This is a genomic window from Lactobacillus fornicalis (genome assembly GCF_055362665.1).
In genome coordinates this window covers 1-15250 of sequence record NZ_JBLTIM010000002.1, presented here as the reverse complement: position 1 = coordinate 15250, position 15250 = coordinate 1, and the positions used below count along the sequence as shown (strand labels likewise).

Here is a 15250-nt window from a genome sequence, read left to right as displayed (position 1 = left end):
ATTTGACATATTTTATTTTTATTATTAAAGATAGAAAGAGAGCAAGAAGATGAGTAGTGACCCTGCGGCGTCAAATTTCTTTGAAAATCTACGTAAAAAATTTGTGGGTGAGGAAGAAAGTGAACCCCTTGAGCAATTAGAACAAGAAATTGAAAAATTGCATGAAGATAAGTCGATTAATGATACAGTCTATTCTATGTTTACTGGGATTTTAAACTTTCAAGGTAAAATGGCCCGGGAAGTAATGGTACCAAGAACAGATGCGTTCATGGTCGATATTAATGATAATTTTCAAGATAATCTTGATGATATATTGCATGAACCATATTCTCGAATCCCTGTATATGATCAAGACAAGGATATAATTGTTGGTGTTATCCATATTAGAACTGTTTTGCGTAAGGCAAGAAAGCTAGGCTTTGATAAACTTGATTACCAAGATGTAATGTATAAGCGCTGTTTGCACCAGAAACAATTGATTTAGGTGAATTATTAGTTGAAATGCAAAAAAGACAGCAACAAATTGCTATTTTAACTGATGAATATGGTGGGGTTGTTGGTTTAGCAACTATTGAAGACTTAATTGAAGAAATAGTCGGTGATATTGATGATGAAGTTGATACTGCTGAAGTTTTATTTACCAAGTTAAGTGACAATAAGTATGTAATTTACGGTAAGATGACCCTTGATGATTTCAATGAAGAATTTGAAACCAATTTAGAAATGGAAGATGTTGATACTGTTGCCGGTTATGTCATTACAAAATTGGGAATGATTCCTGCAAAGGGCGAGAAGTTATCCGTTCCTTTAGACAATGGTATGGTTTTGACAACTAGAAGAATGAAAGGGTCTCGAATTCTTACCTTGCTTTTAACAATTCCAAATAAAAAGAAAGAAGAAATTGAGGATTAATGGCAGAGAAGTTATTAGATCAAGTTAATAAGCGTCGGACTTTTGCAATCATTTCCCACCCCGATGCTGGTAAGACAACAATTACGGAACAAATGCTTTTATTTGGTGGGGTTATTAGAAGTGCTGGTACAGTTAAAGCACGTAAGTCTGGCCATTTCGCAACTAGTGACTGGATGGAAATTGAAAAAAAGCGTGGTATTTCTGTTACTAGTTCAGTTATGCAATTCGAATATGAAGGTAAGAGAATTAATATTCTTGATACACCAGGACACCAAGACTTCTCTGAAGATACTTACCGTACTTTGATGGCAGTAGATGCAGCGGTTATGGTAATTGATTCAGCTAAGGGTATCGAACCACAGACTAAGAAGCTTTTCAAAGTTGTGCGTAAACGTGGTATTCCAATCTTTACTTTTATGAACAAGCTTGATCGTGATGGTCGGGATGGCTTAGATTTAGTAGCTGAATTAGAGGATATCTTAGGTATCGAAGGTGTTGCGATGAATTGGCCTATTGGTTCTGGTAAGAGCTTAAAGGGCTTATACGATATTCAAAATAACCGAGTAGAGCTTTATCGTAAAGATGGCGATGATCGCTTTATTGACTTAGATAGCGAAGGTAAATTACCTGAAAGCGAAGAATTAAGTCATGATAGCTTATATTTGTCAGCATTAGATGATATTGAATTAATTAAAGAAGCAGGTAATACTTTTGATGAAGAAAGAGTATTAGCGGGTGAACAGACACCAGTTTTCTTTGGATCAGCTTTAACTAATTTTGGGGTTGAAACTTTCTTGAAGAGTTTTGTTGATTTAGCGCCAGCACCAAGTAGCCATAAAGTTAATGATGATGAAGAACTTAAACCAGATGATGAAGAATTTTCTGGCTTTATCTTTAAGATTCAAGCTAACATGAATCCAAATCACCGTGACCGAATTGCCTTTGTTAGAATTGGTAGTGGTGAATTTGAAAAGGGACTTGATGTAACTTTAGCAAGAACTGGCAAGGCAGTTCGTTTAAATAATGCGACTGAATTTATGTCAAGTGAGCGTGTTCAAGTATCTAAAGCTGTCGCTGGTGATATTGTTGGGCTATATGATACTGGTAATTTCCAGATTGGTGATAGTATTTATGCTGGTAAACGTAAAATCGTTTATGAACCACTTCCTGAATTTACGCCAGAATTATTTATGCGAGTTACAGCTAAGAATGTAATGAAGCAAAAGTCATTCCATAAGGGAATGAATCAATTAGTTCAAGAAGGGGCAGTTCAGTTATACCGCAACTTTAACACTGATGAATATATTTTAGGGGCAGTTGGACAACTTCAATTTGAAGTATTTAAGTTTAGAATGCAAAATGAATATAATTCAGAAGTAGAAATGACATCATTAGGTAAGAGAGTTGCGCGTTGGATTGATCCAGAGCAACTTGATCCTAAGATGTCCTCATCACGGAACCTCTTGGTTAAGGATCGATATGATAAGCCATTGTTCTTATTTGAAAATGAATTTGCAATGCGCTGGTTCCATGATAAATATCCAGATGTAAAATTAACTGAAAAGTTGTAAGATTAGAAAAGCACTGAGTTAGAAGCTCAGTGCTTTTTTATCGTTTTATAATAAGCGCTTACAAAAAAATGGGGGGAGCGTATAATTGATAGTAAAGGGAGAAAAATAGTTTTATTTATGAATGAAGAAAGGGTTACTACTTTGAAAACTAAACTACCAAATTTAATTTATCTGGTATTGGCGTTTTTTGTTCAACTAAAGCTGGCAACATACTTACGTCAGTACACACCGAATAATTCCTTACAACATTTGCTTTTTGCATTGTATATATTTGCATTAGTTGTAACTATTATATTAACAGCTTCTTGGGCTTCAAATCTTAATAAGAAGCAAGCTCGCATTATTGTTGCTTTAGAATTTATGTTAATTATTGCTTCTTTAATATTGCCTTCCTATAAGCCTAGCTCAGTCTTCTTAGAGTTACTGCTTTTTTATGGTTTGATTCCATTATTGGGACAAGGAATTGCTGTGGCTAATTTAAATAAAGATATGAATAAAACTAAGATAGTAAGACCAGTATTATTAGTTGTTGGATTAGTTGTAAGTGTTGCGATGATTTATATTTATTCTTTGCCGTTAAGTTACGCTATTTCTGTAAAATTAGCTTACATTTGGGGAGCAATAATATTATTGCTTTATGGAATGTGCTGGAGAATGAATACTAAAAATAAGTAGAGCTTAATAGCGCTTACATTAATAGAGATATGTGCTATAATAAAAATGTAGATGAAATTGTAGATTGTAACTATTTAATTAGGCAAGACTGCAAATTATCCACTTTTTGAGTGGATAGTTTGTGGTCTTTTTTATTTCTCAAGGAGAAGATGAATGAAAAGTACAAATGTTAAAAAAGGATTTATCGAACAATTTGGAAAAGCTGCTGAGCATACTTTTTTTGCTCCCGGTAGGATTAATTTGATAGGTGAACATACTGATTATAATGGTGGGCATGTTTTTCCCTGTGCAATTACACTGGGAACTTATGCTGCTGTTGGTTCAAATGATCAGGATGCCTTTTTACTTTATTCTGATAACTTCCCAGATGTTGGAGTTGTAAAAATTACTTTTGCTGATTTGGCTAAAGAAAAGCAAGGTCTTTGGACAGATTATTTCCAAGGAATGGCACAAGTTATGCAAGCAGCTGGTTTAGACTATAGTCATGGCCTTAATATTTATATTAGTGGTAATTTGCCTGATGGAGCTGGTTTATCAAGTTCTGCCTCCCTTGAGATGCTTGTAGCAACCATTTTGAATAATTTATTTGGTGGAAAGTTTACACCTCTTGAATTAGTTAAATTTGGTGTAAGGGTTGAAAATGATTATATTGGCGTAAAATCTGGTATTATGGATCAATTTGCTATTGAAATGGGAAAAGAAAACCAAGCAATGTTATTAGATACTAATACTATGCAATATGATTATTTACCAGTCGAAATGGGTGATAACGTAATTGTTATTATGAATACTAATAAGCGTAGAGAGTTAGTAGATTCTAAGTACAATGAACGGCGTAGTGAATGTGAACAGGCTTTGGCAAGACTGCAAAAAGAGCTAAATATCTCTAGTTTAGGTGATTTAACTGAAGATGAATTTGATGAAAATACTTATTTAATTTATGATCCAATTTTGATTAAACGCGCTCGTCATGCAGTATTTGAAAACATGAGAACTTTGAATGCTGCAAAGGCTCTACAAGCAGGGAACTTAAAAGGATTCGGAAAATTAGTTTCTGCTTCTGGAGTATCTTTGGCTTATGATTATGAAGTAACTGGCCCAGAATTAGATACTTTAGTAACAACCGCTTTAAAGCAAGCAGGGGTTTTAGGTGCTAGAATGACCGGTGCGGGTTTTGGAGGCTGTGCAATTGCAATTGTAAATCTTGATAATGTAGAAGATTTTATTAATGAGGTTGGGCAAGTTTACCGTCAAAAAATAGGTTATGATGCACACTTTTATGTTGCAAATATTGCAGATGGTGCAAAGCAATTAAGTTAATAGTTTTTTAAGGAGATAAAATATGACAATTGCAGTTTTAGGTGGAGCTGGCTATATTGGCTCTCATACAGTTAAACGTTTATTAGCTACGGGTGAAGATGTTATTGTTTTAGATAATTTAATTACGGGTCATCGAAGAGCAGTTGATAAACGGGCAAGGTTTTACCAAGGAGATATTAGAGATTTTCAGTTTTTAAGTTCAGTTTTCAGTCAGGAAAAAGTAGATGGAATAGTCCATTTTGCTGCATTTTCTGTAGTTCCTGAATCAATGAAAAATCCGCTAAAGTATTTTGATAATAATACTTGTGGAATGGTAACGTTACTTGAGGCAATGAATCAATTTGGAATAAAAAGAATTGTTTTTTCATCAACTGCCGCAACGTACGGAGAACCAAAGCAAATTCCAATTAAAGAAACTGATCCCCAGCTTCCTACAAATGCTTATGGAGAAAGTAAATTAGCTATGGAAAAAATTATGCACTGGGCTGATTTAGCTGATGGATTAAAGTTTGTAGCCTTGCGTTATTTTAATGTCGCAGGAGCTATGCCAGATGGTTCAATTGGTGAAGATCATAATCCAGAAACGCACTTGATTCCAATTATTTTGCAAGTGGCGGCAGGTAAACGTCCAAGTTTACAAATTTACGGTAATGATTATCCAACTAAAGATGGCACTAATATTCGTGACTATGTCCATGTTTTAGATTTGGCAGATGCTCATGTTTTAGCCTTGAAATATTTGGAAGCTGGCAACTCGTCAACAGCTTTTAATTTAGGATCAGCAACAGGTTTTTCTAATATGGAAATTTTGCAAGCAGCGCGTAAGGTAACTGGTGAGCCAATCCCAGCAAGTATTGGCCCTAGAAGACTTGGAGATCCTAGCACTTTGATTGCAAGCTCAGATAAGGCTAAAGAACTGTTAGGTTGGAAGCCTCAATTTGATAATATTGAAAAAATAATTGAAACCGCTTGGAAATGGCATGAAAATAATCCGGAAGGTTTTGGTGATCGTAATTGACAGCAATCGAAAAACAAATTGAACTTATTTTAAAATTAAACCCCAATTATTCAGAAATGGATAAGGTATATCTTACTAATCGTTTATTGAACTTAATAGGGGATAATGCACTTAGTTTATCTGCAGCAAAGGATTTTTTAGCTAATCTTGATCTATTAGTAAAAGAAGCAGTAGCAAATAAGAAGATTGCGGATACTTTAGCGGCTAAACAGATTCTAGAAGCTCAAATTATGGATTTGGCAACACCTAGTCCTAGTCAAGCAAATCATATATTTTGGGATAAATATCAAGCAGGTGCCAAAGAAGCTACCAATTGGTTTTTCAATTTAAGTAAAGCTAATAACTATATTCAAACAAGAACCATCGCTAAAAATATTGTTTTTCCAGCTAAAACTGAATATGGTGACTTGGAAATAACGATTAATATGTCTAAACCTGAAAAAGATCCTAAAGATATCGCGGCTGCAGCTAAATTAAAAAAGGCAGGTTATCCTGCTTGTGCTTTATGTATGGAAACAGAAGGATATGCTGGAAGAAATAATTTCGCAGCAAGAGCCAATCATCGAATTATCAGATTCTTATTAGGTGGTAAAACTTGGGGATTTCAATATTCGCCGTATGCTTATTTTAATGAACACGCAATTTTTCTTGATGAAAATCATGAACCGATGGTAATAAATCAAACAACGTTTAGTAATTTGCTTGCGATTGTTGATATGTTTCCTGAATATTTTGTTGGTTCAAATGCTGATTTACCGATTGTTGGCGGTTCAATGCTCTCTCATGAACATTATCAAGGTGGACGACATATTTTTCCAATGGCCAAAGCTCCGATAGAAATCAAATTGCAATTAGCAGATTATCCTGAAGTAAAAGCGGGGATTGTTAAGTGGCCAATGAGTGTAATTCGGCTAATTAGCCATGATAAAGATGAGTTAATTAATGCAGCAGAACATATCAGAAAAATTTGGGATAACTATACTGATGAAACAGTGGATGTAAGAGCAGTAACTAATGGTATCAGACATCATACTATTACACCAATTGCTCAAAAAATTGCAGGAAAATATCAATTAGATTTGGTATTGCGTGATAATCAAACTAGTAATAAATATCCTGATGGAATTTTTCATCCACATGCTGATGTTCAGCATATAAAAAAGGAAAATATTGGTCTGATAGAGGTAATGGGACGTGCAATTTTACCTGCAAGATTGAAAACGGAATTTAATGAAGTGAAAAAATACTTATTGAATCAACCTAATCAGATTAATCCGATTCATAAGGAGTGGGCTGAGCAATTACGCCAAAAATACTCATGGAGTGAAAGCAATTCTGATAAGCAACTGCAATTGGCTGTAGGAGAAGTCTTTGCGCAAGTTTTAGCAGATGCTGGGGTTTTCAAGCGTGATGAAGTAGGTATTGCGGCATTTAAGCGATTCTGTCATCAGCTATAACTTATAGCTATTTAGAAGTGGTGAAAGTTTATGGATATTAAAGTCGAAAAATATGGTCAATATTGCGAGCAAAATTTATATGAATTTACTTTAGTGAACGACCAAGGCTTAGTTGTAAAATTATTGAATTATGGAGCAACTTTAGAACAAGTATTAATGCCTGGACAAGCAGGTCTGCAAAACTTGGTTTTATCTTTGCCTGGGCGCCTTGATTATAGTAAAGAACGTAATTTTTTAGGTGGAACTGTTGGTAGAGTAGTAGGACGTATTCGTGGTCATATTTGGCATTGCGGAAGTAAAGATGTAGTGCTGGCAATGAATGAGGGGAAAAATCATATTCATGGTGGAAATGATGGGCTAGATCAACAAGTTTATAACTTTAGAATCAACAAATCACCTGAAAAGATAGAAGTTATTTTTACCTTTCTGGATTCAGCAGGACATAATTCATATCCTGGTAATTTAAAATTAGAAGTTAAATATATTTTGAATAATGATAATCAACTAAAGTATCAAATTAGAGCAAAATCTGATGAAACTACTTTATTTAATCCTACTAATCACACTTATTTTGCCTTGGATCAACCAAATAATATTTTTGATACCACTTTAACTATTGCTGCTGATTATTTTAAGCCATTAGATAAAGAGCATTTACCTTATGAAGGATGGCTAAGTGTTGACAATACAGTATTTGATTTTCGTAAAGGACAAAAACTAGCTAATGTAATTAATAGTACTGACAAGCAAATAATATCTGAAGGTGGCTTAAATCATCCGTTTTTATTAACTAATGGAGATAAGTTTGCTGCTAAATTAGAAACTAAAAATCATCGTGTTACGATGACAACAACAGCTCCAAGTATGGTTGTTTATACAGCTAATCATTTTGATGGGACAGGAGTTGCTAAAAATATTGATAAGTTTGCAGGCATCGCACTTGAATGTCAATATCCACCAGTTTCTGGAAATGATTTATCAGCAATTACTTTGTTAGCTGGAGAAGATTTTTATTTGGAAAATATTTGGAATTTTGAGTAAACAAAAAAAGTTCAGTTGGCTACTTCGTTTTGAAGTTAATCAACTGAACTTTTTATTTGCTTTAATTAATTATTTTCTGCAGGTGATTGCAATTACTTTTTTGGTTTTGTCAATTGTAATATCGTAGCTACGATCATCACGAATCAGGCGACGAATCAAAAATTCAACTTCTTCATCTTTTATTTTACGATCATGATTTTCGATAACAATTTCGATATCGGCATCTGTTTCAGTGTAAACAACTGAAGAATTACCAAGAGAATAAACTTTAATATATTGTGCATTAGTTGAATTAAGCTGGTTTTGAACTAAGTCAGAATAAGTATTTGTAACGTCAATTAAATGCATTGTTTTCACCTGCGTCTTTCTAAATTGTTTCTATATTTATAGTATACTCTAAAATCGTTAAATCGTTTATAGAAAAAGCACCCGCAGGTGCTTAATTTTAACTTTCTTTAGCAGAAATAGTAATCTCATCATTGACTAAATCGGCAAGGAAATTTTTAACATTAGCATGATCGAGTTTGAAGTCTGCTACTTTATCTTCAATTTCTTCTTGAATTGTGCGACGGAGAGGTCTTGCACCAAGACTAGGTTCATAACCTTCTTTTACTAACTTCTCTTTAGCAGCGTCAGTAACATCAATATGTAGACCTTGATCGCTAATCATACTATTAGTCTTAGCAATCATTAAGTCAACAATTTTAAGCAAGTCTTCTTTTGATAATGGATTAAATTCAATTACATCATCAAGTCGGTTTAGAAATTCTGGTTTAAAGAATTGACTCATGGATGAACGAGTTGATTCTTTACTTGGATTGGCTTCGGCAGTAAATCCAACGCTAGCATTTTTAATACCTTGGCCAGCATTTGAAGTCATAATGATTATTGTATCTTTAAATGAAACAGTTCTACCTTGAGAATCTGTTAAGCGACCATCATCCAAGATCTGTAAGAAGAGGTTTAAAACATCTGGGTGAGCTTTTTCTATTTCGTCAAGTAAAATCAGGCTATATGGATTGTGACGAACTCGTTCAGTCAACTGACCTGCTTCTTCATAACCTACATAACCTGGAGCAGATCCAATTAGCTTAGAAACTGAATATTGTTCCATATATTCTGACATGTCAAAGCGAATCATTGCGTCAGTAGAACCAAACATCTTTAAGGCAACTTGTTTAGCGAGTTCAGTCTTACCAACTCCAGTTGGACCAACGAATAAGAATGAACCAATTGGACGACCGGATTTATTGAAACCAATGCGGTTACGGCGAATTGCTCGAGCAACTTGTTCAACAGCCTTATCTTGTCCGATAACTTTTGCTTTTAAATCACTAGCTAAGTTTTGTAATTGATTTTCTTCTTGCTTTTGAATATCGCCAACAGGGATGCCAGTTTTTTCTTCGACAATCTTATTCATAATCTTGTCAGTAATGACAGGGGATTTGTCAGGATCAACTTTTTGATCTTTCATCTTGTCATATTTTTCAATTTGATCGCGATAGTAGGCTGCTTTTTCGTAATCTTCATTCTTTAAAGCATCTTGTTTTAGTTGTTGAGCAGCATCAATTCTTTCTTTGATCTTTTCTTTATCAACAAAAGGAATTGTTAAGTTCATTCTTGAACCAGCTTCATCAAGTAAGTCGATAGCTTTATCAGGTAAATAACGATCTTGGATATAACGTGACGATAATTTTACTGCACTTTCAATCGCAGCGTCAGTGTAATGAACATGGTGATAGTCTTCGTATCGCTTTTGAATACCATGTAAAATTCTAATAGTTTCATCTACACTTGGCTCTTTAACTTCAACAGGTTGGAAGCGCCGTGCAAGAGCAGAGTCTTTTTCAATTTCACGATATTCTTTAATCGTTGTTGCACCAACTAATTGGAAATCACCACGTGCAAGAGCAGGTTTAATAATATTGCCAGCATCCATTCCGCCTTCAGCATTTCCGGCTCCAACAATTTGGTGAATTTCATCTATAAACAGAATTAAGTCTGGATTGCTTTGTAATTCTTTGATAAGTCGTTGCATTCTCTGTTCAAATTGGCCTCGGACACCAGTACCTTGGACCATTGAAACAATATTGAGAGAAACAATTCGCTTATTTTGTAGTTTGGCAGGAACACTACCATCAACAATTTCTTGAGCTAACCCTTCAACTACTGCAGTTTTACCTACGCCAGCTTCACCAATTAAAACAGGATTATTTTTGGTTCTGCGGTTTAAAATTTCGATTACGCGAGCGATTTCTTTGTCACGACCAATGACAGGATCGATTTTACCCTGTTTAGCTAAAGCAGTTAAATCTGTTCCATATTGATCTAAAATGCTATTACCATTTCCACCCCGACCAGGAGTTTGTGGATTTTGCATTTGACTAGCAGTGGCGCCATTCATTGAACCGAATAAGTTATTAAAGTTCCCAAATAAGTCTCCCATATTTGGATTTTCATTATTATCGTAGTTATCATTATTTATATTTTCGTTACCAAGGTTTCCTCCTTGACTAGCACGAAATTCTTGGTAGCATTTTTGGCATAAATCAAGTGAACGACTTTCGCCATTTACCTTAGTGTAAAGGTGAATGGAGGCAGGGCGTTCATGACAATTTTGGCATAACATTCATATACCGCCTTTCCCTTAACTTTACTTAAATTGTAGTTTTAGCACTCTAACTAGTCAAGTGCTAAGCTCGGAATTTGCCAAAGTATTTTTTGCTAGTTAAAATGTCTAAGGTTTACATAAAAGGTATTAGCGAAATTTAAAAAGTTGGTGAAGAATATGGATTATGAAAGCATTTTAAATCAATTAGTTGATGGGGAATTATCTGAATACAAAATAGAAGCTAAAGATGCATTTGCCTTTCAACAGGCCTTGCGAGCTTTTGGAAAAAGAACTTATATTAAAGGGCGCGCTTTAAGAGGCGGGGCAATTATTTATACTGCAACAAATATTGATAAATAAGACTGAAAACATTTACATTGTTGTTGTTTTAAATTTATAAACATGTTAATCTAGATACCGTACGGGTATTTTTGAAAAAATGATTTATTAAGGAGACTTTTAACTATGGAAAAACGCGATTTTCACATTATTGCAGAAACAGGTATTCACGCACGTCCAGCTACTTTATTAGTTCAAGCTGCTTCTAAGTTCAGCTCAGACATCAACTTGGAATTTAATGGTAAGAGCGTAAACCTTAAGTCAATCATGGGTGTTATGTCACTTGGTGTTGGTAAAGATGCTGAAGTTACTATTTCAGCTGAAGGTGATGACGCTGCAGAAGCAATCGAAGCAATCAGCGACACTATGAAAAAGGAAGGCTTAGCTGAATAATGACAAAGACTTTAAAGGGTATTGCAGCTAGTGACGGTATTGCAGTTGCTCCTGCATATCGTTTAGTTGAGCCAGATCTTTCTTTTACTAAAGCTTCAGTAGATGATGTAGATCAAGAAGTTGCTCGCTTTGAAAAGGCTGTAGAAACTTCTATTCACGATGTTGAAAGTGTTCGTGATATTGCTAAGGAAAACTTGGGTGAAGAAGAAGCACAAGTTTTTGAAGCGCACTTGTTAATTCTTAATGACCCTGAATACATTGGGGCAATTAAGCAAGAAATTAAAGATTCAAAGGTAAATAGTGAATTTGCACTTGATGAAACAAGTCAAAAGTTCATTACAATCTTTGAAAGCATGACTGATAATGAATACATGAAAGAACGTGCTGCAGATATTCGTGACGTTTCTAAGCGAATTATGGCTCACTTGCTTGGCAAGAATTTACCAAATCCTGCAGCTATCGATCATGAAGTAGTAGTTGTTGCTCATGACTTGACTCCAAGTGATACCGCCCAATTGAACAAAGACTATGTAAAAGGCTTTGTAACAGATATTGGTGGTCGTACCGCTCACTCAGCAATTATGGCACGTTCTTTAGAATTACCTGCTGTTGTTGGTACTGACTCAATTACTAGTGATATTAAAGACGGTCAACTTTTAGTAGTTGATGGTTTAGATGGTTTAGCAGTAATTGAACCTTCTGATGAAGAAGTAGCAGACTACAAGAAGAAGGGTGAAGCCTTCTTAAAGCAAAAGGCTGAATGGAAGAAGTTGAAAGATGCTCCATCAGTAACTAAAGATGGTAAACACTTCACAATTGCTGCAAATATTGGTACTCCAGATGATATGGCTGGTGTATTAGAAAATGGTGCAGAAGCAGTTGGTTTGTACAGAACTGAATTTTTGTACATGAATTCTAGCGAACTTCCTTCAGAAGATGACCAATTCGAAGCATATAAGAAAGTCATTGAAGGTATGAATGGCAAGCAAGTTGTTATTCGTACAATGGATATTGGTGGGGATAAGCACTTACCATACTTGCCACTTCCTGAAGAAATGAACCCATTCTTAGGCTATCGTGCAATTAGAATTTCTCTTAAGGAAGATCAAATCTTCCGTACTCAATTAAGAGCTTTGCTTCGTGCATCTGCTTATGGTCGTTTGGGAATTATGTTCCCTATGATTGGTACTTTGGCTGAACTTCACAAGGCTAAAGCTATCTTTAATGAAGAAAAAGAAAAACTTGTTAAAGATGGTGTTAAGATTGGTGATGACATTCAAGTAGGTATGATGATTGAAGTACCTGCAGCAGCTGTACTTGCAGATCAATTTGCTAAGGAAGTTGACTTCTTCTCAATTGGTACTAACGACTTGATTCAGTACACATTTGCTGCTGACCGTGGTAATGAACATGTTTCATACTTATACCAACCTTACAACCCTTCACTTCTTCGTTTGATTAAGCACACGATTGATGCTGCTCATGATAACGGAATTTGGTGTGGTATGTGTGGTGAAGCAGCTGGTGATTCAGTAATGTTCCCACTTCTTTTAGCAATGGGACTTGATGAATACTCAATGAGCGCTACTTCAATCTTGCGTATCAGAAGCCAAATGAAGAAGCTTGATACTAAGGACTTAGAAGGTTTAGTAGATAAAGCAATCAATGAATCTTTAACTAATGAAGATAACCAAAAGTTAGTAGAAGACTTGATGAGCAAGCTTAATTTAGATTAATAAATAAAAGAGTCTAGTTATAGGCTCTTTTATTTTTTTGCTTAAATTCACACTTCTTTCAAAAATAATTGATATAATAATTTTATAGAAAAAAGATTAACAATATAAGGTTTTAAGAATATTAAACAAATATTAACTTTATAAAGTTAAGCTGATAGTGTATAATAAATTACACAGGAAGAATTGATGTTATATTTAAGGAGCGTGACGTAATGATTAATTTATATGTTTCATCTAGTTGTACTTCGTGTCGTAAGGCAAGAGCATGGCTTAATAAGCACGATGTTCCTTTCAAAGAGAGAAACATCTTTTCAGAACCATTGACTAAAGAAGAAATTGTCAATATTCTTCGTCTAACTGAAAATGGGACTGAAGAAATTATTTCAACACGCTCAAGAGCTTTTCAAGAACTACATGTAAATTTGGATGATCTTTCAATTGATCAGCTTTTAGACCTTGTTGAAAAGAATCCAAGCTTGTTGCGTCGACCAATTATTATGGATGATCGTCGACTTCAAGTAGGTTATAATGATGATGAAATTAGACGTTTCTTACCAAGAAAGGTACGTCGTTTAGAATTGGCCAAAGCTCAAAAATTGGCTGACCTTTAAAAATTACGTTAGCTTCGGCTAACGTTTTTATTTTATTAGTAATTTAGGTTACAATATTCTAGTACAAAGGAGGGATTAAGGTGCAAGTAGAGAAAATAAATGAAAATACTATTCGAGTGCACATGGACTCAGAAGAATTAAAAAGTCGTGGCATTAGGATGCTAGATTTACTTGGAAATAAAAGTGAAATCCAAGACTTTTTCTATTCCATCTTGCGCGAGGTAGATACGGATCACTCTTTTGCCGGAGATAATCAACCAGTTACTTTTCAAGTAATGCCTAATGAAGGCGGTCTGGATTTATTAATAACGAAATATAATAAAGCAGATGCTGATAGTATTCAAAAACAACTTGGTAATCTTTTAGGAATGGGTAATGATAATCGTGAAAGTAGGTTAGGACCTATTCAAAAGCTCAATAAAGAATTGGGAATTTCTTCAGATTCTAACAAGGATATCCCAGCCAAGGAAGTAAGTAATCAAGCTAATTTCTTATTTTCTGATATTGACCAAGTAGTTCAATTAGCTGATAGCTTACCAACAGATAAAGTAGCGGCTAGTCTTTATACTTTCAAGGAACATTATTTATTACAAATGAATAATTTAGGTAATGCTGAAGATGTAGATTCTGGCAATATTTGGTCAGTTTGTCTTGAATTTGGAACTTTAGCTGATGATAAGACGCTTAATTTGTTCAAAAATAATGGAAAGTGTTTGATCAAGCAAGATGCACTAGCTGATTTATTAACTTATTTCAAATAGTCAAAAGAGGTCAAAAAATTTTGACCTCTTTTTGTGTACATAAAATCAGGAGGATTATTATGTATGCAGCGCTTTTAAATAATAAATTAGTTTTAGCAAGAACAGAAGAAGCCCGGATTCAGTCAAATCTTATAGCTTTAAATCAAGAGAAATATCTTTGTCCGCGATGCAAGAAAAAAGTTATTCTAGTTCTTTCAGAAAAGAGATTACCCTTTTTTAAACATCAAATGGCTCAAGTAGGTCGGCAAGGAGAAAAAGAAGAACATTATCGGGGAAAGATTAATTTAAAAACAGCTTTAATTGCGGCTGGTTTCCCAGCTAAAGAGGAAGTCCCTTTGGCAAAAGGGGAATTGAGAGCAGACATTCTTGTAAATTCACAATTAGCATTTGAAATTCAGTGTGCACCACTTTCAAAGGGAGAATTTTCACATCGCCATAATTTATATAAAAAAGTTGGGATAATTGATATTTGGATTGTAGGTAAGCGGCATTATTTGACAAATTACTTAAATCAAAGGCAAGCGATTTTTTTGAGATTTAACAGGAGTTGGGGCTATTATTATCTGGAAATTGATAGTAAACGAGAATATTTAACTTTAAAATATCAAATCTTACAAGAACCATTAACAAGGAAAATTAGATATCAAATTAAGCAATTTAGAATTGATGAAGTTGGAATACTTAAATTATGGCAATTCAATCCAGGCTTTTCACAATATCATTTAAATAAAGATAGCCAAAAAAATTATTTATTAAGACAAATTCAGATGCAAACTAAGTTAGGGAGAAACTGTCAAATTTTTTG

14 protein-coding genes and 1 pseudogene are annotated in these 15250 nt (G+C 34.5%); 13 read left to right on the top strand and 2 right to left on the bottom strand.

Annotated features, from left to right (window positions below; genetic code table 11):
• The first annotated feature begins 49 nt into the window (after positions 1–49).
• From ACNDLV_RS00410 to ACNDLV_RS00380, 7 genes and pseudogenes are all read left to right on the top strand, one after another.
• Positions 50–912, top strand: a pseudogene (locus ACNDLV_RS00410) (hemolysin family protein).
• Positions 912–2483: a peptide chain release factor 3 gene (locus ACNDLV_RS00405; RefSeq protein WP_006587054.1), complete on the top strand. Its 1572-nt coding sequence runs from the start codon at positions 912–914 to the stop codon at positions 2481–2483. The pseudogene ACNDLV_RS00410 and the gene ACNDLV_RS00405 overlap by 1 nt, the downstream one beginning before the upstream one ends.
• A 117-nt stretch (positions 2484–2600) precedes the next feature.
• The gene (locus tag ACNDLV_RS00400) at positions 2601–3158 is read left to right on the top strand and encodes a hypothetical protein (RefSeq protein ID WP_006587053.1); all 558 of its coding nucleotides are present in this window, start codon (positions 2601–2603) and stop codon (positions 3156–3158) included.
• 153 nt (positions 3159–3311) lie between these two features.
• Complete coding sequence (locus ACNDLV_RS00395; protein ID WP_006587052.1) at positions 3312–4478, top strand: galactokinase; 1167 nt, start codon at positions 3312–3314, stop codon at positions 4476–4478.
• Positions 4479–4500: 22 nt separating this feature from the next.
• Positions 4501–5496, top strand: coding sequence for a UDP-glucose 4-epimerase GalE (gene galE / locus ACNDLV_RS00390; RefSeq protein WP_006587051.1), 996 nt, complete (start codon positions 4501–4503; stop codon positions 5494–5496).
• The gene (locus ACNDLV_RS00385; protein ID WP_498882839.1) at positions 5493–6953 is read left to right on the top strand and encodes a UDP-glucose--hexose-1-phosphate uridylyltransferase; all 1461 of its coding nucleotides are present in this window, start codon (positions 5493–5495) and stop codon (positions 6951–6953) included. Before galE ends, ACNDLV_RS00385 begins: the two co-directional genes overlap by 4 nt.
• A 30-nt stretch (positions 6954–6983) precedes the next feature.
• Complete coding sequence (locus ACNDLV_RS00380) at positions 6984–7994, top strand: aldose epimerase family protein (RefSeq protein WP_006587049.1); 1011 nt, start codon at positions 6984–6986, stop codon at positions 7992–7994.
• Between the two features lie 69 nt (positions 7995–8063).
• Here ACNDLV_RS00380 and ACNDLV_RS00375 read toward each other — a convergent pair whose 3' ends face one another.
• Both ACNDLV_RS00375 and ACNDLV_RS00370 read right to left on the bottom strand, forming a co-directional pair.
• Positions 8064–8342, bottom strand: a complete 279-nt coding sequence (locus tag ACNDLV_RS00375; RefSeq protein WP_006587048.1) for a DUF1827 family protein — start codon at positions 8340–8342, stop codon at positions 8064–8066.
• 97 nt (positions 8343–8439) lie between these two features.
• The gene (locus tag ACNDLV_RS00370) at positions 8440–10623 is read right to left on the bottom strand and encodes an ATP-dependent Clp protease ATP-binding subunit (RefSeq protein ID WP_006587461.1); all 2184 of its coding nucleotides are present in this window, start codon (positions 10621–10623) and stop codon (positions 8440–8442) included.
• A 159-nt stretch (positions 10624–10782) separates the two neighbouring features.
• On the opposite strand from ACNDLV_RS00370, the gene ykzS reads away from it, so the two are divergent.
• The 6 genes from ykzS to ACNDLV_RS00340 form a co-directional block, all read left to right on the top strand.
• Positions 10783–10965 (top strand): protein YkzS, encoded by a 183-nt coding sequence (gene ykzS, locus ACNDLV_RS00365; protein WP_006587046.1) that lies wholly within the window; start codon positions 10783–10785, stop codon positions 10963–10965.
• Positions 10966–11070: 105 nt separating this feature from the next.
• The gene (locus ACNDLV_RS00360) at positions 11071–11337 is read left to right on the top strand and encodes a phosphocarrier protein HPr (RefSeq protein ID WP_006587045.1); all 267 of its coding nucleotides are present in this window, start codon (positions 11071–11073) and stop codon (positions 11335–11337) included.
• Entirely contained in the window at positions 11337–13073 is a 1737-nt protein-coding gene (gene ptsP / locus ACNDLV_RS00355; RefSeq protein WP_006587460.1) for a phosphoenolpyruvate--protein phosphotransferase, read from the top strand. The genes ACNDLV_RS00360 and ptsP overlap by 1 nt, the downstream gene beginning before the upstream one ends.
• Before the next feature lie 212 nt (positions 13074–13285).
• A complete protein-coding gene (spx, locus tag ACNDLV_RS00350) occupies positions 13286–13684 on the top strand; it encodes a transcriptional regulator Spx (RefSeq protein WP_006587459.1) in 399 nt (132 codons plus the stop codon).
• Between the two features lie 80 nt (positions 13685–13764).
• Entirely contained in the window at positions 13765–14445 is a 681-nt protein-coding gene (locus ACNDLV_RS00345) for an adaptor protein MecA (RefSeq protein WP_006587042.1), read from the top strand.
• A 59-nt stretch (positions 14446–14504) separates the two neighbouring features.
• Positions 14505–15250, top strand: a 746-nt coding sequence (locus ACNDLV_RS00340) for a competence protein CoiA (protein WP_498882834.1), incomplete at its 3' end; no start/stop codon positions are given.

Coding starts and splice junctions, on each gene's coding strand:
- ACNDLV_RS00370 (WP_006587461.1), bottom strand. CDS start 10,623: ATGTTATGCCAAAATTGTCATGAACGCCCTGCCTCCATTCACCTTTAC.
- ptsP (WP_006587460.1), top strand. CDS start 11,337: ATGACAAAGACTTTAAAGGGTATTGCAGCTAGTGACGGTATTGCAGTT.
- ACNDLV_RS00380 (WP_006587049.1), top strand. CDS start 6,984: ATGGATATTAAAGTCGAAAAATATGGTCAATATTGCGAGCAAAATTTA.
- ykzS (WP_006587046.1), top strand. CDS start 10,783: ATGGATTATGAAAGCATTTTAAATCAATTAGTTGATGGGGAATTATCT.
- galE (WP_006587051.1), top strand. CDS start 4,501: ATGACAATTGCAGTTTTAGGTGGAGCTGGCTATATTGGCTCTCATACA.
- ACNDLV_RS00405 (WP_006587054.1), top strand. CDS start 912: ATGGCAGAGAAGTTATTAGATCAAGTTAATAAGCGTCGGACTTTTGCA.
- ACNDLV_RS00360 (WP_006587045.1), top strand. CDS start 11,071: ATGGAAAAACGCGATTTTCACATTATTGCAGAAACAGGTATTCACGCA.
- ACNDLV_RS00400 (WP_006587053.1), top strand. CDS start 2,601: ATGAATGAAGAAAGGGTTACTACTTTGAAAACTAAACTACCAAATTTA.
- ACNDLV_RS00395 (WP_006587052.1), top strand. CDS start 3,312: ATGAAAAGTACAAATGTTAAAAAAGGATTTATCGAACAATTTGGAAAA.
- spx (WP_006587459.1), top strand. CDS start 13,286: ATGATTAATTTATATGTTTCATCTAGTTGTACTTCGTGTCGTAAGGCA.
- ACNDLV_RS00375 (WP_006587048.1), bottom strand. CDS start 8,342: ATGCATTTAATTGACGTTACAAATACTTATTCTGACTTAGTTCAAAAC.